At 71.2% G+C, this 19079-nt stretch carries 18 protein-coding genes; 6 read left to right on the top strand and 12 right to left on the bottom strand.

All coding sequences use genetic code 11. From position 1 onward, the window contains the following. Window positions 1-73: 73 nt before the first annotated feature. Both ACIREO_RS11015 and ACIREO_RS11010 read left to right on the top strand, forming a co-directional pair. Window positions 74-1423, top strand: a complete 1350-nt coding sequence (locus tag ACIREO_RS11015) for an FAD-binding protein (RefSeq protein ID WP_404107389.1) — start codon at window positions 74-76, stop codon at window positions 1421-1423. A gap of 60 nt (window positions 1424-1483) precedes the next feature. After that, window positions 1484-2242, top strand: a complete 759-nt coding sequence (locus tag ACIREO_RS11010; RefSeq protein ID WP_404107387.1) for a decaprenylphospho-beta-D-erythro-pentofuranosid-2-ulose 2-reductase — start codon at window positions 1484-1486, stop codon at window positions 2240-2242. A 50-nt stretch (window positions 2243-2292) separates the two neighbouring features. On the opposite strand, the gene ACIREO_RS11005 is transcribed toward ACIREO_RS11010, so the two are convergent. Both ACIREO_RS11005 and trpS read right to left on the bottom strand, forming a co-directional pair. After that, a complete protein-coding gene (locus ACIREO_RS11005; RefSeq protein WP_404107386.1) occupies window positions 2293-2883 on the bottom strand; it encodes a 2'-5' RNA ligase family protein in 591 nt (196 codons plus the stop codon). An 88-nt stretch (window positions 2884-2971) separates the two neighbouring features. After that, window positions 2972-3985: a tryptophan--tRNA ligase gene (trpS, locus tag ACIREO_RS11000; RefSeq protein WP_404107384.1), complete on the bottom strand. Its 1014-nt coding sequence runs from the start codon at window positions 3983-3985 to the stop codon at window positions 2972-2974. A 285-nt stretch (window positions 3986-4270) separates the two neighbouring features. Between trpS and rocD the strand changes: the two genes are divergently transcribed. After that, complete coding sequence (rocD, locus tag ACIREO_RS10995) at window positions 4271-5473, top strand: ornithine--oxo-acid transaminase (RefSeq protein WP_404107382.1); 1203 nt, start codon at window positions 4271-4273, stop codon at window positions 5471-5473. A gap of 21 nt (window positions 5474-5494) precedes the next feature. Here rocD and ACIREO_RS10990 read toward each other — a convergent pair whose 3' ends face one another. The 3 genes from ACIREO_RS10990 to ACIREO_RS10980 form a co-directional block, all read right to left on the bottom strand. Next, window positions 5495-6682 carry a glutathionylspermidine synthase family protein gene (locus ACIREO_RS10990; RefSeq protein WP_404107381.1) on the bottom strand — a complete coding sequence of 396 codons (1188 nt, stop codon included), beginning with the start codon at window positions 6680-6682 and terminating at the stop codon, window positions 5495-5497. Window positions 6683-6691: 9 nt separating this feature from the next. After that, complete coding sequence (locus tag ACIREO_RS10985) at window positions 6692-6967, bottom strand: hypothetical protein (protein ID WP_404107380.1); 276 nt, start codon at window positions 6965-6967, stop codon at window positions 6692-6694. Between the two features lie 130 nt (window positions 6968-7097). Then, window positions 7098-8498 carry a PLP-dependent aminotransferase family protein gene (locus ACIREO_RS10980; RefSeq protein WP_404107379.1) on the bottom strand — a complete coding sequence of 467 codons (1401 nt, stop codon included), beginning with the start codon at window positions 8496-8498 and terminating at the stop codon, window positions 7098-7100. A gap of 46 nt (window positions 8499-8544) precedes the next feature. Between ACIREO_RS10980 and ACIREO_RS10975 the strand changes: the two genes are divergently transcribed. Together ACIREO_RS10975 and ACIREO_RS10970 are read left to right on the top strand one after the other, a co-directional pair. Continuing rightward, window positions 8545-9057: a carboxymuconolactone decarboxylase family protein gene (locus ACIREO_RS10975; RefSeq protein WP_404107378.1), complete on the top strand. Its 513-nt coding sequence runs from the start codon at window positions 8545-8547 to the stop codon at window positions 9055-9057. A 130-nt stretch (window positions 9058-9187) separates the two neighbouring features. Further along, window positions 9188-9925, top strand: coding sequence for an isocitrate lyase/phosphoenolpyruvate mutase family protein (locus ACIREO_RS10970; RefSeq protein WP_404107377.1), 738 nt, complete (start codon window positions 9188-9190; stop codon window positions 9923-9925). A gap of 80 nt (window positions 9926-10005) precedes the next feature. On the opposite strand, the gene ACIREO_RS10965 is transcribed toward ACIREO_RS10970, so the two are convergent. The 4 genes from ACIREO_RS10965 to ACIREO_RS10950 form a co-directional block, all read right to left on the bottom strand. Next, window positions 10006-10995, bottom strand: a complete 990-nt coding sequence (locus ACIREO_RS10965; RefSeq protein ID WP_404107375.1) for a malate dehydrogenase — start codon at window positions 10993-10995, stop codon at window positions 10006-10008. A gap of 177 nt (window positions 10996-11172) precedes the next feature. Then, window positions 11173-12237 carry a DUF2690 domain-containing protein gene (locus ACIREO_RS10960; RefSeq protein ID WP_404107374.1) on the bottom strand — a complete coding sequence of 355 codons (1065 nt, stop codon included), beginning with the start codon at window positions 12235-12237 and terminating at the stop codon, window positions 11173-11175. Between the two features lie 427 nt (window positions 12238-12664). Further along, the gene (locus ACIREO_RS10955) at window positions 12665-13312 is read right to left on the bottom strand and encodes a DUF3017 domain-containing protein (protein ID WP_404107372.1); all 648 of its coding nucleotides are present in this window, start codon (window positions 13310-13312) and stop codon (window positions 12665-12667) included. A 19-nt stretch (window positions 13313-13331) separates the two neighbouring features. After that, entirely contained in the window at window positions 13332-14210 is an 879-nt protein-coding gene (locus ACIREO_RS10950; RefSeq protein ID WP_404107371.1) for a bifunctional methylenetetrahydrofolate dehydrogenase/methenyltetrahydrofolate cyclohydrolase, read from the bottom strand. 232 nt (window positions 14211-14442) lie between these two features. On the opposite strand from ACIREO_RS10950, the gene ACIREO_RS10945 reads away from it, so the two are divergent. Further along, window positions 14443-15063: a hypothetical protein gene (locus ACIREO_RS10945; protein WP_404107369.1), complete on the top strand. Its 621-nt coding sequence runs from the start codon at window positions 14443-14445 to the stop codon at window positions 15061-15063. A gap of 67 nt (window positions 15064-15130) precedes the next feature. Here ACIREO_RS10945 and ACIREO_RS10940 read toward each other — a convergent pair whose 3' ends face one another. The 3 genes from ACIREO_RS10940 to purN all read right to left on the bottom strand — a co-directional run bounded on the left by ACIREO_RS10940 (window position 15131) and on the right by purN (window position 18976). Continuing rightward, window positions 15131-16591: a DUF2079 domain-containing protein gene (locus tag ACIREO_RS10940; protein ID WP_404107367.1), complete on the bottom strand. Its 1461-nt coding sequence runs from the start codon at window positions 16589-16591 to the stop codon at window positions 15131-15133. 170 nt (window positions 16592-16761) lie between these two features. Next, complete coding sequence (purH, locus tag ACIREO_RS10935; RefSeq protein ID WP_404107366.1) at window positions 16762-18333, bottom strand: bifunctional phosphoribosylaminoimidazolecarboxamide formyltransferase/IMP cyclohydrolase; 1572 nt, start codon at window positions 18331-18333, stop codon at window positions 16762-16764. Next, complete coding sequence (gene purN, locus ACIREO_RS10930; protein WP_404107364.1) at window positions 18320-18976, bottom strand: phosphoribosylglycinamide formyltransferase; 657 nt, start codon at window positions 18974-18976, stop codon at window positions 18320-18322. Before purN ends, purH begins: the two co-directional genes overlap by 14 nt. Between the last annotated feature and the right edge of the window lie 103 nt (window positions 18977-19079).

Genomic DNA, 19079 nt, shown 5'->3' with positions numbered 1-19079 from the left:
ACCAATCACCCATTTCGGTGAGTGCTGTAACAAATCCCTCAAAAGGGTTTTCCTGGGCGATACGGTCACGACCATGTCCGTCGACACCGTGTCCCTGACCGGCTGGGGCCGTACCGCCCCGACGACCGCGCTGCGGTTCCGCCCACGTACGTACGAAGACGCCGCTGCCGTCGTGCGGGGCCGTGGGCCCCGTGGGGTCGTGGCCCGGGGGCTGGGCCGTGCCCACGGTGACGCCGCGCAGAACGCGGGTGGCTCCGTGGTCGACATGACCGCGCTTGACCGGATCCGCGCGGTCGACGCCGTCGCGGGGACAGTGGTCTGTGAGGCCGGGGTGAGTCTGCACCGCCTGATGGAGACGCTGATCCCGCTGGGCTGGTTCGTCCCGGTCACCCCCGCGACCCGCCATGTCACCGTCGGCGGCGCGATCGGCTCCGACGTCCACGGCAGGAACCACCGGGCCGCGGGTTCCTTCGCCCGGCATGTGCGCTCCCTGGAGCTGCTGACGGCGGACGGTGAGGTGCGCACGGTACTGCCCGGCACCCGTCTGTTCGACGCGACAGCCGGCGGTCTGGGGCTGACCGGCGTCATCCTCTCGGCCACCCTCGGGCTGCGCCCCGTCACCACCTCGCTGATGTCCGTCGACACCGCGCGGGCGGCCGATCTGGACGAGGCACTGGCCCGGCTCACGGCGTGCGGCGACCGCACTCCGTACGCGGCCGCCCGGATCGACCTCCTGGCGCGCGGAAGGGCGACGGGACGCGCTGTCGTCACCCGTGGGGAGCACGCACCCCTGGACGCGCTCCCGGCGCGCGCCCGGCGCACGGCACTGGCGTTCCGCCCAGGGCGGCTGCCCACCGTGCCGGCGCTCATCCCCGAAGGACTGCTCGGCCGGGCCCCGGCGGCGCTCCTGAACGAGCTCCGCCACCGAGGCGCCCCCGCCTGCCGGACCGGAGAGCTGCAGCGGATCTCCGCCTTCTTCCACCCCGTGGACGCCGCCCTCCACCCGGGCCGGTTGCCCGGCCGGGGCGGCTCCGTCCAGTACCAGTGCGTCGTCGGATACGGCCAGGAGGAGACCCTGCACCGCATCGTCCGGCAGCTCACCGTGCGCCGGTGTCCGGCCTTCCACGGTGTGCTCAAGCGGTTCGGCGCGGGCGGCACGGGCTGGCTCTCGTTCCCCGCGCCCGGCTGGACGCTCTCCTTCGGGCTGCCCGCCGGACTGCCCGGCCTCGCACGCCTGCTCGACGGGCTGGACGAGGAGGTCGTGGCGGCGGGCGGCCGGGTCTGCCTGGCGAAGGACGCCCGGATCCGGCCAGGCCTGCTGGCCGCGATGTATCCACGGCTGCCGGAGTTCCGCGCCCTGCGCGAGGAGCTGGACCCGTCGGGGGCCTTCAGGTCGGATCTCTCCCGCCGCCTCGCGCTCTGACCCGCCCCGTTCCGGGACCGCCCTGATCCACCGCTCTCTCACCCCGCCAGGAGTTATCCCGTGAAGGACGCCTTCGGTGCCCCGCAGTCCCTGCTCGTCCTCGGCGGCACCTCGGAGATCGGCCTGGCCACCGCACGGCGGCTGATCGCCCGCCGCACCCGGACCGTCCAGCTGGCCGGACGGCCCTCCCCCGCCCTGGAACGCGCCGCGGCCGAACTGCGCGAGCTGGGGGCGGACGTACGTACTGTCGCCTTCGACGCCCTCGACTCCGCCTCCCACGAGGAGGTACTCGGGAAGCTCTTCACCGACGGGGACATCGACATGGTGCTGCTGGCCTTCGGGGTCCTGGGCGACCAGGCGCGTGACGAGGAGGAGCCCCTCTCCGCTGTCCGGGTGGCACAGACCAACTACACGGGAGCGGTCTCCGCAGGCCTGGTGTGCGCCGGCGCACTCCAGGCGCAGGGCCATGGGTCGCTGGTGGTGCTCTCCTCGGTGGCCGGCGAACGCGCCCGGCGCGCGGACTTCATCTACGGCTCCAGCAAGGCGGGCCTGGACGCCTTCGCACAGGGGCTCGGCGACGCGCTGCACGGGACAGGGGTGCACGTGATGGTCGTACGCCCCGGCTTCGTACGGTCGCGGATGACAGCGGGGCGCGAGGAGGCGCCGCTCGCCACGACGCCCGGGGCGGTCGCGGACGCGATCGTGACGGGGCTGCGACGGCGCTCGGAGACGGTGTGGGTGCCCGGGGCGCTGCGGGTGGTGATGTCGGCCCTGCGGCACGTGCCGCGCCCGCTGTTCCGGCGGCTGCCGGTGCGGTAGGGCTCAGAGCCTGCCGGGTGGCCTCGATCGCACCCGACAGGCTCTCAGGGTCAGGGGCGCAGGGAGGGCTGGTCCATGGAGCTGCCGCCCTGGGCCGGCACGGCGGGTGCACCGCCGCCACCGCCGAACGGGAACTCGTTGATCTTGCGCCAGACGCCGTCCGTGCCCTGTTCGTACAGCGCGAAGGAACCACAGGTCCAGGCCGCCTCGTAGGAGGAGAGCTCCTCGTACGCGCGGTCCATGGCCTCCTCGGCGATGCCGTGCGCCACGGTCACATGCGGGTGGTACGGGAACTGCAGCTCGCGCACCAGGGGCCCGGACGCCTCCCGGACCCGCTTCTGGAGCCAGGAGCAGGCCGAGGCGCCCTCGACGACCTGGACGAAGACGACCGGCGAGAGCGGGCGGAAGGTGCCCGTGCCGGACAGCCGCATCGGGAAGGGGCGGCCGGCCGTGGCGATCTGGGAGAGGTGCGTCTCGATCGCCGGCAGGTCGGCCGCCTCGGCCTCGGTCGGCGGAAGAAGGGTGACGTGGGTGGGGATGCCGTACGCGGCAGGGTCCCCGAAGCCCGCGCGCCGCTCCTGGAGCAGGCTGCCGTAAGGCTCCGGGACCGCGATCGAAACGCCGAGCGTTACGGTCCCCACATCGTTCTCCTCAATCCTCGAAGGTCTTCTTCGGTCGTGCCGACGTCAGTGTGGCCCTTCGGCCGTGCTCCCGCCAGAGTCCTTGGACTCAGTGCTTCGCAGGCAGAAGGCCCATCCGGTCGTACGTCTGCGCCAGCGTCTCCGCCGCGACGGCCCTGGCCTTCTCGGCTCCCTTGGCAAGGAGGGCGTCCAGGGTCTCCGGGTCGTCCAGGTACTCCTGGGTCCGGGTACGGAACGGGGTGACGAACTCCACCATGACCTCGGCGAGGTCGGTCTTGAGCGCGCCGTACCCCTTGCCTTCGTACTTCTGTTCAAGGTCCGTGACGGCCGCGCCGGTGAGGGTGGAGTAGATGCCCAGGAGGTTGCTGACGCCGGGCTTCTTCTCCGCGTCGTAGCGGATCACGGTGTCCGTGTCGGTCACCGCGCTTTTGACTTTCTTGGCGGTGACCTTCGGGTCGTCGAGGAGATTGATGAGGCCCTTCGGCGTGGACGCCGACTTGCTCATCTTGATCGCCGGGTCCTGCAGGTCGAAGATCTTCGCCGTCTCCCTGAGGATGTACGGCGCCGGGACGGTGAACGTCTCGCCGAAGCGGCCGTTGAAACGCTCGGCGAGGTCCCGGGTGAGCTCGATGTGCTGGCGCTGGTCCTCACCGACCGGGACCTGGTTGGCCTGGTACAGCAGGATGTCGGCGACCTGGAGGACCGGGTAGGTGAAGAGGCCCACGGTCGCGCGGTCGGCGCCCTGCCTGGCCGACTTGTCCTTGAACTGCGTCATGCGGGACGCCTCGCCGAAGCCGGTGAGGCAGTTCATGATCCAGCCGAGCTGGGCGTGTTCGGGGACATGGCTCTGGACGAAGAGCGTGCACCGCTCCGGGTCGAGCCCGGCCGCCAGCAACTGGGCGGCGGCGAGCCGGGTGTTGGACCGCAGCTCCGCCGGGTCCTGCGGCACGGTGATCGCGTGCAGGTCCACCACCATGTAGAAGGCGTCGTGGGACTCCTGCAGCGCCACCCACTGGCGGACGGCACCGAGGTAGTTGCCGAGGTGGAACGAGCCTGCGGTGGGCTGGATTCCGGAGAGCACGCGGGGTCGATCAGAGGCCATGAAGCCATTGTCTCAGGTGCGGAACCGATCTCCGGCAACCGGTGTAGGAAAGATGTGAGGACCGCGAAGGGACTCCACGGCCGGCGTGCCGGGCGTCGTGACGAATGAGACGAGAAACACGGTCCCCCGACAGGGCGTGCGCCGGCGGTTGCGGGGCGTGAGGCGTCCTGCCGCGATCCGTAGCGGAAGGCGCGCCACGCACGGAAGGTTTCCAGGTCCTGAATCCGACCGACGATACAAAGTGGGCACCACCCCCGCCCCCGCCGCACGACGAACGGAGATCCCGTGTCGACCACGGAAACCGCCATCGCCTCCGCCGAGGCGCACAGCGCGCACAACTACCACCCGTTGCCCGTCGTCGTCGCCTCGGCGGACGGCGCCTGGATGACCGATGTCGAGGGGCGCCGTTACCTCGACATGCTCGCCGGCTACTCGGCGCTCAACTTCGGGCACGGCAACCGGCGCCTGATCGACGCGGCCAGGGCCCAGCTCGAACGTGTGACGCTGACCTCCCGCGCCTTCCACCACGACCGGTTCGCGGAGTTCTGTACGCAGCTCGCCGAGCTCTGCGGCATGGAGATGGTCCTCCCGATGAACACCGGGGCCGAGGCCGTGGAGACGGCGGTGAAGACGGCCCGCAAATGGGGCTACCGCGTCAAGGGCGTCCCGGACGGGATGGCGAAGATCATCGTCGCGGCCGACAACTTCCACGGCAGGACGACCACGATCATCAGCTTCTCCACGGACCAGGAGGCGCGGGCCGACTTCGGCCCGTACACCCCGGGGTTCGAGATCGTGCCGTACGGGGATCTCACCGCGCTCGCCGAGGCGATGACGGAGAACACCGTCGCGGTGCTGATGGAGCCGATCCAGGGCGAGGCCGGGGTGCTGGTTCCTCCGGCGGGCTATCTCTCCGGGGTGCGGGAGATGACCCGGGAGCGGAACGTGCTGTTCATCGCGGACGAGGTCCAGTCGGGCCTGGGCCGCACGGGCCGGACCTTCGCGTGTGAGCACGAGGGTGTCGTTCCCGACATGTACGTGCTGGGCAAGGCGCTGGGCGGTGGCGTCGTGCCCGTCTCCGCCGTCGTCTCCTCCGCCGCGGTCCTCGGCGTCCACCGGCCGGGCGAACACGGGTCCACCTTCGGCGGGAACCCGCTGGCCTGCGCGGTCGCCCTGGAGGTGATCGCGATGCTGCGCACCGGTGAGTACCAGCAGCGGGCGACGGAGCTGGGTGACCATCTCCACCACGAGCTGGGGCTGCTGACCGGCGGCACGGTGCTGGCCGTGCGGGGCCGGGGCCTGTGGGCGGGGGTCGACATCTCCCCGGCGCTCGGGACGGGCCGGGAGATCTCGGAGAAGCTGATGGGCCGCCGGGTGCTGGTCAAGGACACCCATGGCTCCACGATCCGGATCGCCCCGCCCCTGGTGATCAGCAAGGAGGATCTGGACTGGGGCCTGGAGCAGCTCCGGGGCGTACTGGCCGGCTGAGCCTCGGTCCGGGGACGCCGGTCAGAGGATGACGTGGGGCAGGAAGCGGGCGTACTCGTCGGTGACCAGCCCCGCCGACTCCCGGATGCCGAGCCCCGCGGACTCGTCTCCGACCACCCAGGCGCCGAGCACCACCCGGTTGCCCGCGAAGTCGGGCAGGGGGGCCAGCTCCTGGTAGCAGCAGGGTTCGTCGCGCAGGACCGGTGCGCTGCCCGGTTCGTGGATGGTGACCCCTGCGCCCTCACGGCCCAGGAGCGGCTTGGCGACGTAGCCCGCTCCGTCCGGGCCGGCCAGTTCGCGGGGGCCGTCGAGGTAGGAGGGGAGGAGGTTGGGGTGGCCCGGATACAGCTCCCAGAGGACGGGCAGCAGCGCCTTGTTGGAGAGGAGCATCTTCCAGGCGGGTTCGATCCAGCAGGTGCTGCCCGTGCCCCCGCCGTTGTCGAGGGTGCCCAGCACGTGCGGGCCGAAGCGGTCCGTCACCAGCCACTCCCACGGATACAGCTTGAAGCAGCTGCGGATGAAACGGAGCCGCTCGTCGACGAAGCGGCCGGCCAGGTGGTCCCAGCCGATCCGTTCGACGGAGAGCGCCTCGGTGTCGATCCCGGCCTGTGCGGCGGTCTCCCGCAGATAGGCCACCGTCATCAGGTCCTCGCCCAGCTCGTCGCCGTCGGAGTGCGCGAAGTGCAGAGGGCCGGGCGGCAGCAGCGGGGCCTGCCGCTTCCACGCGTCGACGAGACGCTCGTGCAGGGAGTTCCACTGGTCGGCGCCGGGGAAGCGGTCCTCCATCCAGAACCACTGCGGGCTGGCGGCCTCCACGAGCGAGGTGGGGGTGTCCGCGTTGTACTCCAGCATCTTGGCCGGGCCGGTCCCGTCGTACCGCAGGTCGAACCGGCCGTACAGGGAGGGCAGTTCGGCGCGGCGCCGCCAGGACTCGGCGATCAGCCCCGCCAGCCTGCGGTCCGTGATGCCGAGATCGGCGAAGCGGTCGTGCTCGACGATGTGCGCGGCGGCGGCCAGACACATCGTGTGGAGCTCCTCCACGACCTCCTCCAGCGCCTCGACCTCGGGCAGGGAGAAGACGTAGTAGGCGCTCTCGTCCCAGTACGGGCGCAGGGATCCGTCCGGGTAGCGGGTCAGGGGGTAGATCAGCCCCTGCTCCTCGACGGTCTGCTGCCAGCCGGGGCGCGGCTCCGTGGTGCGGCGTTCCATCGGGGGGTCTCAGCCGCCGCTGGACTTGGAGGAGCCGAATCCGCCGCTCTCGACCGCGGACTTGTTGAAGCTGCCGCCGGAGACCCGGTTCCTGTGGCTGCTGCCGCCGTAGTAGTACGTACCGTTGCCGTTGCTGTCCTCGCACTCGTAGTCCGGCAGGATCTCCTGGGTGACCGGGTCGACGCATCGCTCGTCCGGTTCCGAGCCGCACGCGGTGAGCGTTGCCGCGAGTACTCCCATGCCACCGAGCACGACGGTGCTCGACCTCAGCTTGCGCCTGTTCATGTTCTGTTCTCCCCCGTCGTCCGCACGGGCCGGTGTACGACCACCCGCCAACTGCCAGTCAGATTAGATGCATGACTCCCTGGACTGGAACCCGGTGCCTCCCGCTCCCGGGCGCATCCCGGCATTCCGCCTAAGGAAGCACCCGGCAGAGCGCGTCCAGCGCCCCCGCCCAGCCGCTCTCCGACGGTGTGCCGTAGCCGATGACCAGAGCGTCTCGGCCCGGCTCCGCGTCCTGGTGCCGCAGGCGTGAGAGCCGCTCCAGGGCGAGCCCCTGCCAGTTGGCCGCCTGGACGACGGACTGCTCGGTCCCCTCGGGGAGTTCGAGCACGGCGTGCAGCCCCGCCGCGATGCCGCTCACCCGGAATCCCGGTGCCCGCTCCGCGAGCGCGTCGACGAACTGGTCGCGGCGGCGCCGGTAGCGCAGCCTCATGGCCCGCACATGACGGTCGTACGCCCCTGACGCGATGAACTCCGCGAGGGTCAGCTGGTCCGGTGTCCCGGACATCCACTCGGAACCGCCCTTCGCGGCGCACACCTCCTCCACCAGTTCCTCCGGCAGCACCATCCAGGCGAGCCGCAGACCGGGCGCCAGCGACTTGCTGGCCGTGCCCATGTAGACGACCCGGTCCGGGTCGAGCCCCTGGAGCGCGCCCACCGGCTGGCGGTCGTAACGGAATTCACCGTCGTAGTCGTCCTCCAGGATCAGACCCCCCGACGAACGCGCCCAGTCGACCGCCGCGGCCCGCCGGTCGGGATGGAGCGGGACGCCCGTGGGGAACTGGTGGGCGGGGGTCAGCAGGACAGCGCCCACGTCCGGTGCCCCTCCCAGCGCCCCGGTGCAGGCCCCGAGCGCGTCCACCGGGAGACACGGGGTGCGCAGACCGGCCTCGGTCAGGAGGTTCCAGTGGATGTCCAGCCCGTACGACTCGACGGCCACCCCTCGCACCTCGCGGCGCCGCAGCACCTTCCCCATCAGCGCGAGCCCATGGACGAACCCGGAGCAGATCACGATGCGTTCGGGATCCGCGTACACCCCGCGCGCCCGCGCCAGGTAGTCCGCCAGTGCGCTCCGCAGCTCGACGCGGCCCCGCGGATCGCCGTATCCGAAGGCCGCGTCGGGGGCGGCGGTGAGGGCGCGCCTGGCGGCCTTGAGCCATTCGGCGCGGGGGAAGGACGAGAGGTCCGGCGAGCCCGGCATCAGGCTGTGGGCGGGGCGTTGGCGCACCTGCCGCCCCCTGGCCCCCCGGATGGCCGGTTCCGGCGCACTGGCACGCTGCGCGACCCTCGTCCCCGAGCCCTGCCGTGCGGTGAGCCAGCCCTCGGCCACGAGCTCGGCATAGGCGTCGGCGACGGTGTTGCGGGCGATCCCGAGATCCACGGCGAGCGTCCGGGAGGAGGGCAGCCGGGTGCCGGGCGTCAGCCGTCCGGTGCGCACGGCCTCACGCAGCGCTTCCATCAGCCCGCTGCGCAGGCCCGCGCCGACCGGTTCGATATGCAGGTCGGCACCGAAAGCGGCCCAGGAATCTGTCATGGAAATGGACCATACCGGTGCGCCATCCGGCCGTTAGCTTCGAATCATGACCACGCACACACACCAGCACACGCCCACCGGAAACGCTCCCGAACACCCCGCCCGCCTTCAGTGGGCCAAGCTCGCGCCCGACGTCTACAAGGCCATGGTCCGGCTGGACGCCGCGTCCCGTCAGGGACTCGACCCGACGCTGCTCGAACTGGTGAAGATCCGGGCCTCGCAGATCAACCACTGCGCCCTCTGCCTGGACATGCACTCGAAGGACGCTCTCGCGGCGGGCGAGTCCGTCGAGCGGATCATCCAGCTCAGCGCCTGGGAGGAGTCGCAGCACTTCTACACGGAGAAGGAGCTGGCGGCGATCCAGCTGACGGAGGCGGTCACGGTCCTGACGGACGGCTTCGTGCCGGACGAGGTCTACGCGAAGGCCGAGAAGCACTTCGAGGAGGCCGAACTCACCCAGCTGATCGCCGCGATCAACGTGATCAACGCCTGGAACCGGTTCGGTGTGACCACCCGGATGGCCCCGGGGCACTACACGCCCGGCGACATCAAGCACTGAGCCGCCGGGCCCGGTGGCCGGCGGGGGCGAGGGAGCCCTTTGCCCCCCGGCCGCCGGCTGCCGGGCCGCCACCCGCCCCACTCCCTCCCGGGCCGCCACCCGCCCGAGTCCCTCCCGCACCGGAGCCCTGATGAACGAGCCCGCGTCCGTCTTCCGCGCCATGCACCACGGCCGGCCTCACGGCGACCCGCTGGTCCTGCCCGGCCCGTGGGACGCCGCGAGCGCCCGTGTGTTCGAGGAGGCCGGGTTCCCCGCCCTCGCCACCCCGAGCGCGGGCGTCGCCGCCTCCCTCGGATACACCGACGGACAGACGCCCGCCGACGAGATGTTCGCAGCGGTGACCCGGATCGCCCGCGCGGTGTCCGTTCCCGTGTCGGCGGACATCGAGGCAGGTTACGGCCTGGCCCCGGCCGAACTCGTCGACCGTCTCCTGGAGGCCGGGGTGGTCGGCTGCAATCTGGAGGACTCGGCCGACGGCGTCCTCGTCGACCCGCTGCTCCAGGCCGACCGGCTCGCCGAGGTGTGCGCCGCGGCGGCCGGGCGCCTCTTCGTCAACGCCCGCATCGACACGTACATCCACGGGGACCCGGCCGCCGGGGACGTGGTCGCGGAGACGACGGCCCGTGCCCTGCTCTACGCCGAATCGGGTGCGGACTGCGTCTATCCGATCATGGCCCCGGCGGGCCATCTTCCCGGTCTGGCCGCCGCGGTCCCGGTCCCGCTCAACGCCGTCGGCGCACCCGACGGCCCGGCCGCCACCCGCCGGCTCGGCGAGCTCGGCGCGGCACGGATCACCTTCGGCCCCCAGCTGCAGCGCAGGGCGGCGGACGCCGTGCGGGACCTCGCAGGGCGGCTGCTCGGCCGCTGACCACACGTCAGGGCGCCCCGGCAGCAGCTGCTGCCGGGGCGCCCTCATGGTGCTCGGGTCCGGCCGGGGCCGGAGTCCGGTCAGATCAGGCCGAGCTCGCGGACCGCGTCGCGCTCCTCGGTGAGCTCCTGCACCGACGCGTCGATGCGCGCACGGGAGAACTCGTTGATGTCCAGGCCCTGGACGATCTCGTACTTTCCGTCCTTCGTGGTGACCGGGAAGGAGGAGATGATGCCCTCGGGGACACCGTAGGAGCCGTCCGACGGGATACCCATCGAGGTCCAGTCGCCCTCGGCGGTGCCGTTGACCCAGGTGTGCACGTGGTCGATGGCGGCGTTGGCGGCCGAGGCGGCCGAGGACGCGCCACGGGCCTCGATGATCGCCGCGCCGCGCTTGGCGACGGTCGGGATGAAGGTGTCGGCCAGCCAGGCCTCGTCGTTGACGGTCTCGGCGGCGTTCTTGCCGGCGATCTCCGCGTGGAAGATGTCCGGGTACTGGGTCGCCGAGTGGTTGCCCCAGATCGTCAGCCGCTTGATGTCGGAGACGGCGGCACCGGTCTTGGCGGCCAGCTGCGAGATCGCGCGGTTGTGGTCCAGACGCGTCATCGCGGTGAATCGCTCGGCCGGTACGTCCGGGGCGGCTGCCTGCGCGATGAGGGCGTTGGTGTTGGCGGGGTTGCCGACGACGAGAACCTTGATGTCGTCCGCGGCGTTGTCGTTGATGGCCTTGCCCTGCGGCTTGAAGATGCCGCCGTTGGCGGACAGCAGGTCGCCGCGCTCCATGCCCTTCGTACGCGGGCGGGCGCCGACGAGGAGGGCGACGTTGGCGCCGGCGAAGCCGACGTTGGCGTCATCCGTGATCTCGATGTTGCGCAGCAGCGGGAAGGCGCAGTCGTCGAGCTCCATGGCGGTGCCCTCGGCGGCCTTGAGGCCCTGCGGGATCTCGAGGAGTCGCAGGTTGACCGGCACATCCGGGCCGAGCAGGTGGCCGGAGGCGATGCGGAAGAGCAGCGCGTAGCCGATCTGGCCGGCTGCGCCGGTCACGGTGACATTCACGGGAGTGCGGGTCATGGCGATCTCCGTTAGACAGCTGGCGGTGGGGGTCCCTGCCCCTGGTGCTGGATACCTCTGAATCTTGACGTGAAGAGATATCCAGCGATCAGGCTATCCGACCCCCGCCGCCCGGGGCGCCCGCCCCCCTGTGGGCCCGCGCACAGTCGGTCACCCAGCGCAGCGGCCCCTCTCACGTCACTCCGGCGTGGCGCAGCCGGTCTCCCCGGAGACGAGGGTCGCGCAGGCCTTGGCGCCGGAGGCCTTCTTCACAGCGGCCATCGGGGTGTACGCCTCGGCGTCGGCGTCCACCGTGCCGTCCTGTTCCGACGAACCGGCGGCGATCTTCACGGTGTCCCCCGCGGATGCCTGGGTGATACGGGCCCACGCGGCCCCGCAGGTCTCGCTGTAGCGGACCTCGACGAGGCCGCCACCGACGGCCTCCCTGGCTACCGTCGAGGCGAACTGGCCGCCGCAGCCCATCGCTTCCGGGTCCTGGCCGGTGCAGTCGGCGCCGCTGCACCCGACCCCTGCGGGCAGCTGGGCCGCACTGGTGCGGGGATCGGCGGACGGTGTGGCGGCCACCCGGCCCGGGTCGCCGTCCCCGCCCAGGTCGGTGAGCAGCACGGCCCCGGCTATCAGCAGGAGCGCGCCCACGGCCCCCGTCAGGAAGAGCGTCAGCCTGCGCCGCCCGCCTTCCTGCCGCCCTCCGGTTCCGCCGTCCGCACGGTGTGCGCCTCCGCCGGAATCCGGCACCGATCCCGGCTGAGGCTGCTGCGGGATCCGCGGAACCGTGCCGCGCTGGACGGGTACGGACGGCGGACGTCCGCCGTCGCGGGAGTCTCCCCCTGGCCCCGCGGCGGTGGAGACTCCCGTGCCTCCGCCGGCCGCCCGCCTGCTCGCCACGGGGGCCGCGGCCACACCCGCCTCATTGAGCGCCGCACGCGCCTGGGTGATCCTGATGGCCTCCATCGTCATGTCGTGGCGCATCTCGGAGCGGCTCCAGGCGCGCTCGGCCAGCTCCCACATGGTCGTCAGATGGTGCTGCTGGGTGTCCGTCACCTCGGCGAGCGCGACGATCGCCCCCTTGGGCGCGAGCAGCCTGCCGTTGAGATACCGCTCCCACGACGTCTTGCTGTAGCCCGTGAGGTCGGAGACCGCGGCCAGGCTCAGACCACTGCGGTCCACCAGTCTGCGTAGCTGGCCGGCGAACTCCCGCACCTGCGGATCGAGTTCTTCCGGCAGTGCCTTCCAACGAGGCATTGTTTCCCCCCAGTCGATTCCCCCGGACGTTCCCCGGCGCGCCCCCGCTCCCCGGCACCGGGCCCTTCCCTCTGCCGTCGGAGCGGTCGGTCCGGCCGCTCCTGACTACCCAGAAGGATGCACGGAGCCAGGATGTCAGTTCCGGACAAAGGGGCGCACGGGGGCATTCGGTATGAGCACGGGCTCCGTTGTGCGCCGTAGCGCGTACCGAGCCGGTCTCCCCCCCACCGTTGCGTAACGATCACAGGATGGCGGAATGGTCACCTCCGTGCCACAGGGACCAGGCATACCTTGAACCGGCACCTCATGTCCATGACGCTTGAACCAGGACAGGGCAAGGCCGCTCAAGTCACCGCGTTCCGGTACCTCTTGCGCCGGTGCCCTGACCGGTGTCCGTCCCTTCTCGGGGGAGGGGACGGACACCCCCTCAGCGGATCGTGAAGTGGACCACGTCCTGCAGGAACGGGGCCCGCAGCCACGGACTGGGCTGCGCCATAAGCGCGAGCAGCACGATCAGCGTGCCCATCAGGCCGTACGTGACCAGATCGGTGAACCGGGACCGTACGGCGAGCATGCCGACGGAGGGCACCGTCCAGCGCAGCACGGCTCCGGCGAGCAGGGCGGCCCCCATCAGGATGGCGCCGACCCTGAACGCCTCGGCGAAGGGGTCGGTCCCCACGATCAGCAGCCCGATCCCGGCGGTGCAGAGCACCGTGAGCAGTGGCCACTGGCGGGCGGGGGCGGGGGCGTCCCCGGGGGCCGCCCGGCCGCCGCCCTCGGGACGCGCGGTGTCACGGGTCAGTGAGAAACGGCGCGACGGCGCCCAGGTCGAGCCGCTGTCCCCGGCTTCCCCGGCGGCTCCGTCCTCGTCAGCGGCACCGGGCGCTCCCGTCTCCCCGGCCATCCCTGCATCCCCGGGAGGCTCGGCCTCCCCTTGCGTACCGGTCTCCCTGGTCACCCCGTCCTCCCCGGACACCTGGACCTTCTCGGGCACCCGGGCCTCCTCGGACGTGTCTGTCTCCTCGGCCGGCCCGTCCGCGTGCGTGCCGCCCGCCGGACTCGTACCAGCGCCCATGACGTTCCTCCGGTCCGGGTCAGCCGACGGACACGGTGGAGGCCTCGGCGGCGCCGCGCTCGGCCGCCTCGACCACGTTGACGAGCAACTGGGCCCGGGTCATGGGGCCGACGCCCCCCGGGTTCGGGGCGACCCACGCGGCCACCTCGGCCACACCGGGGTGCACGTCGCCGACGATCTTGCCGTTCTCGTCCCGGCTGACACCGACGTCGAGCACGGCCGCGCCCGGCTTCACGTCCTCGGGCTTGACCAGGTGGGGCACACCGGCGGCCGCGACGATGATGTCGGCCTGCCGGAGGTGCGCCGAGAGGTCACGGGTGCCGGTGTGGCACTGGGTGACGGTCGCGTTCTCGGACTTGCGCGTCAGCAGCAGCGGGAGGGGGCGGCCGATGGTGACACCCCGGCCGACGACCACCACATGAGCGCCGTTGATCTCCACGCCGTGGCGGCGGAGCAGGGTGACGACGCCCTGCGGGGTGCAGGGCAGCGGGCCGCTCTCGTTCAGCACGAGCTTGCCCAGGCTCATCGGGTGCAGCCCGTCCGCGTCCTTCGCCGGGTCCATCAGCTCCAGGATCCGGTTGGTGTCGATCCCCTTGGGGAGGGGAAGCTGCACGATGTAGCCCGTGCAGTCCGGGTCGGCGTTGAGCTCCCGGACGACCTCCTCGATCTCCTCCTGGGTGGCGGTGTCGGGGAGTTCACGCTGGATGGAGCCCATGCCGACCTGGGCGCAGTCACGGTGTTTGCCGTTCACGTACCAGCGGCTGCCCGGGTCGTCGCCGACGAGCAGGGTTCCCAGGCCGGGTGTGATGCCCTGTGCCTTGAGGGCCGCCACGCGGACGGTCAGATCGGACTTGATCGCAGCTGCGGTGGCCTTGCCATCGAGAATCTGGGCAGTCATGGCACCCATCCTCGCGGATTACCCCGCCCGCGTACCAATCCTGGCTTGCCACGTGGACGCGAGATTGCACTTGCACAACACATTCGGCGATCGGCTGGACAAATGGCGGATGTCACGACGACGATAAGGCCCGCATCACCGCGGGCAGTGTCGGGGGGACCAACCGTTCAGATCGCGCAGCTTTCCTCCGTCAGGACCGTGTCGTCCCCACATACAACGGAGGAAATTCGCCATGAGCTTCGGCGACCCCAACAACCCCTACGGCCAGCAGCAGGGTGGTCAGCAGCCGGGCGGGCAGCAGCCGGGCTACGGCTACCCTCAGCAGGCCCCGCAGGGTGTTCCCCAGCAGGGTTACGGCTATCCGCAGGCACCCCCGGTCCAGGGTGGTTACGGCTTCCCGGGAGCGCCCACGGAGATGCCCGGCGGCGTGAAGGCGGCCCGGATCATGCTCTACGTCCTCGGTGGTTTCCAGGTCATCGGCGCCATCGTCATGGTCGTCGCGGGTGCCTGGCTGAGCGACAAGCTGGCCGAGAGCGAGTCCTACGGCTCCAGCTCTGCGAGCAGCCAGGACGTTGCCGACATCGGCATGGCCGTCTTCGTCGTCGTCGGCATCCTGACACTCGGGATCGCGCTCTGGGCGATCCTGACCGCGGCCAAGTTCTCCTCCGGCGGCAACGGCGTCCGCATCTCCGCGATCGTGTACGGCTCACTCGTGACGCTCTTCAGTGCCATCAGCCTGTTGACGACGAACGTCTTTGCCATCATCAGCATCGCGCTGGGCGTCCTGGTCATCGTTTTCTGCGCCAGGCAGGACGGGGCCGCCTGGTTCCGGCGTCAGCGCCAGCAGTACTGACACCTCTCCTGCACGAACGCACCCGCGTGAAGGCCGTAGCACCCGCTCACCGGCGGGTGTGCGGCCTTCAGCCGTTTCCGGGCGCCGGCGTGGTCCGCTCCATGACGACGAAGGAGCCCGCCTCGCGGGTGACCCGGTAGCGCGCCTCGGGGTGGAGCTGCTCGGCGTACTTCACCGGGTCGTCGATCGGCTGCGACCAGCCGAAGTCCAGGTTGATCGCGACGACGTCGGGCGCGGTGCCCGGTGCCCCGCCGACCCAGTAGACCGTGCGGTCCCCGGTCAGGTGCGCCATCAGCGTGATGTCCGTCTCCACCCGCGCCCCCTCGGGTATCGCCTCCAGCGCCGCCTCGGCGGCGTGGGTGCGCGCGTCGGCGCGGTACGTCTCCGGGCGCAGCAGGTCGCGGAGCGGAAGGTGCTGGGTGAGGGTGACGGCGATCGCCGCGGCCACGGGGACGGCGACGTTCGCGTACGACACGAGCCAGGGCCTCTTCGACGCCCGGCTGCGCCGGATGCCGTCGGCCATGGCCAGGAAGACCACCGGCATCAGGATCGCGCTGTAGTGCCAGACCATGCCCCAGTGGTTGGAGTCCTGGGAGAGCAGCCGCCAGCCGAGCGTGGGCAGGACGAGCAGGATCAGGGGTGAGCGGAGCGCCATGAAGGCGGTGATGCCGACCAGGAAGACCAGCATCTCCAGCTTGACGGAGGAGTCGAGGACGCCGAGGACGGAGTCGAGCGGGGAGACCTCCTGCCCGCCGTTCTCCTCGATCTTCTTCCAGTAGTCGTACGTCCCCGCGCTGCTGGCCGCCGGTATGAGCACCAGCACGGTCAGCGCGAACGCGAACACTCCGAAGGCCGCCAGCAGGAGGCCCTGGAGCCGCCGCCCGTACAGCGCCAGGAGCAGGCCGACGACGGCGACGGTGACGCCGAGGTCCTCCTTGACCAGGACCAGCGGCAGCGACCACAGGACGGCGGCCCGCCAGCGCTGCATGAGCAGCGCCCGGCAGACCAGGGCCAGCAGCGGGACGGCGAACGCTATCTCGTGGAAGTCGGCCTTCACCGCCTCCTGGAGCCCCCAGGACAGCCCGTACGCGACGGTGGCGCAGAGACCCGCACGGCCGCCCAGGATCTGCTGGACGGTGCGCCCCACGACGACCGCGGAGCCGGCGAACAGGGCGGCCTGGGCGAACAGCAGGGCGACGGCGGACGGCCAGATCCAGTAGAGCGGGGCGAGGAGCGCCACCACGGGGCTGAAATGGTCGCCGAGTATCAGATAGCCCGGACCCTTGATGTCGACGACTGGCGCGTCGAAACCGGCGTACGCGCGCACCTCCTGCTCGAAGATGCCCAGGTCCCAGGACGGCGACTGGAAGTGGCTGTACCGCAGGTACGCGTAGAGGAAGTAGAGCGCGCACAGGACCACGGCGGCGATCAGGTAGGGGCGCAGAGGTGCCGGGTGCGGCGTGTCCGCGGCCGGCCCTGGGGTCTGCTCCCCGGGCGCGTCGGTCTCGCTCTGGTTCAGGTCAAGCACGGTGCCCCCGCAACGGAATCCCTCACTGGTCACTGCCGGTCGCACCGGTCCCGCGCGGCCCGACAAGGCCATTCATTAGAACAGAGGGACGACTGATCTCCGTACGCCGGGACGCGCCGCAGGCCGCACCCGGGAGGGGTGCGGCCTGCGGTGTGTCACCGAGGGTGTCGTCAGTGGAAGAAGTGGCGCGTGCCCGTGAAGTACATGGTCACGCCCGCCTTCTTCGCGGCCTCGACGACGAGCTCGTCACGGACCGATCCGCCCGGCTGGGCCACGGCCTTGATGCCGGCCGCGGTAAGGATCTCCAGCCCGTCGGGGAAGGGGAAGAACGCGTCGGAGGCCGCGTACGCGCCCCGTGCCCGCTCCTCGCCCGCACGCTCGACGGCAAGCTTCGCGGAGTCGACGCGGTTGACCTGGCCCATGCCGACGCCGACCGAGGCGCCGTCCTTGGCGAGCAGGATGGCGTTGGACTTGACCGCGCGACTGGCCTTCCACGCGAAGGCGAGCTCACGGAGCTCGGCGGCGGAGAGCGCCTCACCTGCGGCGAGGGTCCAGTTGGCCGGGTCGTCGCCGTCGGCCTGGAGGCGGTCGGTGACCTGGAGCAGCGCGCCGCCGTCGATCGGCTTCACCTCGAACGCCGACGTCGGGGCCTCGGGGCAGCGCAGCACGCGGATGTTCTTCTTACGGGCGAGGATCTCGACCGCACCGTCCTCGTACGCCGGGGCGACGACGACCTCGGTGAAGATCTCCGCGACCTGTTCGGCCATCGCGACGGTCACCGGGCGGTTGACGGCGATGACGCCGCCGTAGGCCGACAGCGGGTCGCAGGCGTGCGCGTTGCGGTGCGCCGTCGCGACGTCGTCGGCGACCGCGATGCCGCACGGGTTGGCGTGCTTGATGATCGCGACGCACGGCTCGGCGTGGTCGTAGGCGGCGCGGCGGGCGGCGTCGGTGTCCGTGTAGTTGTTGTAGGACATCTCCTTGCCGTGCAGCTGCTCGGCCTCGGCGAGGCCGCCCGCGCCCTCGGTGTAGAGGGCGGCGGACTGGTGCGGGTTCTCGCCGTAGCGCAGGACGTTCTTGCGCGTGAAGGTGTCACCGAGGAACTCGGGGAGGCCCGATTCACCGGAGGCCGCGTAGCCGGCCGCGAACCAGGAGGCGACGGCCACGTCGTAGGCGGCGGTGTGCCGGAAGGCCTCGGCGGCGAGCCGCGTGCGGGCGGACAGGTCGAAGCCGCCCGCCTTGACCGCGGCGAGGACGTCGGCGTAACGCTCCGGGCTGGTCACGACTGCCACGGACGGGTGGTTCTTGGCGGCGGCACGGACCATCGACGGACCACCGATGTCGATCTGCTCCACGCACTCGTCGTCGGAGGCGCCGGACTCGACGGTCTCCGTGAAGGGGTACAGGTTGACGACCACGAGGTCGAACGGCTCCACGCCGAGCTCGGCGAGCTGCTCGCGGTGGGCGTCCAGGCGCAGGTCGGCGAGGATGCCGGCGTGCACGCGGGGGTGCAGCGTCTTGACGCGGCCGTCGAGGCACTCGGGGAAGCCGGTGAGCTCCTCGACCTTGGTGACCGGCACACCGGCGGCTGCGATCTTCCCGGCGGTGGAGCCGGTGGACACCAGCTCGACACCCGCCTCGTGCAGACCGCGGGCGAGGTCTTCGAGCCCCGTCTTGTCATAGACGCTGACCAGGGCGCGGCGGATGGGCTTATTCACCGGGGTGGGGTTATTCACCGACATGACCGAGATGAACCTTTCGTCCCTCAATGCGATAGCCGTCACGGGCGAGCCGCCCCACGGCCTCGACGAGCAGCTTTCGCTCGACTTCCTTGATGCGTTCGTGGAGGGCGGCTTCGCCCTCCACGGTTTCCTCTTCGGTCACCTCGACCACGCCCTGCGCGATGATCGGACCGGTGTCGACGCCGTCGTCGACGAAGTGGACGGTGCACCCGGTGACCTTCACGCCGTACGCGAGCGCGTCGCGGACGCCGTGAGCACCGGGAAAACTGGGGAGCAGGGCGGGGTGGGTGTTGACGATGCGGCCGCCGAACCCGGCCAGGAACGCCTTGCCCACGATCTTCATGAACCCCGCGGACACGATGAGGTCCGGGCGGTGTTCCGCGACGGCCGCCGTCAGGGCCGCGTCCCACTCGTCACGGCTCGCGTGCTCGCCGAGCTTGCACACGAAGGTGGGAAGCCCCGCGCGCTCGGCACGTTCGAGTCCGACGGTGCCGTAGCGGTCCGCGCCGACCGCGATAATCCGGGCGCCGTAGCCCTCGGGGTCGTCACCGATCGCGTCGAGGAGCGCCTGGAGGTTCGTGCCTGAGCCGGAGACGAGCACGACCACGCGGGCCGGAGCGGCGGAGGGGGGCGGGGAGGCCACGGCAGGGCCCTTTCTCGCGTGGTGCAGCAGGTACGCGATGTGCAGGAGGTGCGTTTGTATGGTCGTACGAAAGAAGCTCGCCCCCTGATACGGGGAACTCTAC

The sequence above is a fragment of the Streptomyces sp. NPDC102441 genome, from assembly GCF_044765585.1.
Classification (GTDB): domain Bacteria; phylum Actinomycetota; class Actinomycetes; order Streptomycetales; family Streptomycetaceae; genus Streptomyces.
Note: the sequence above shows the minus strand (reverse complement) of the source record. Positions and strands in the feature narration are given on the sequence as shown.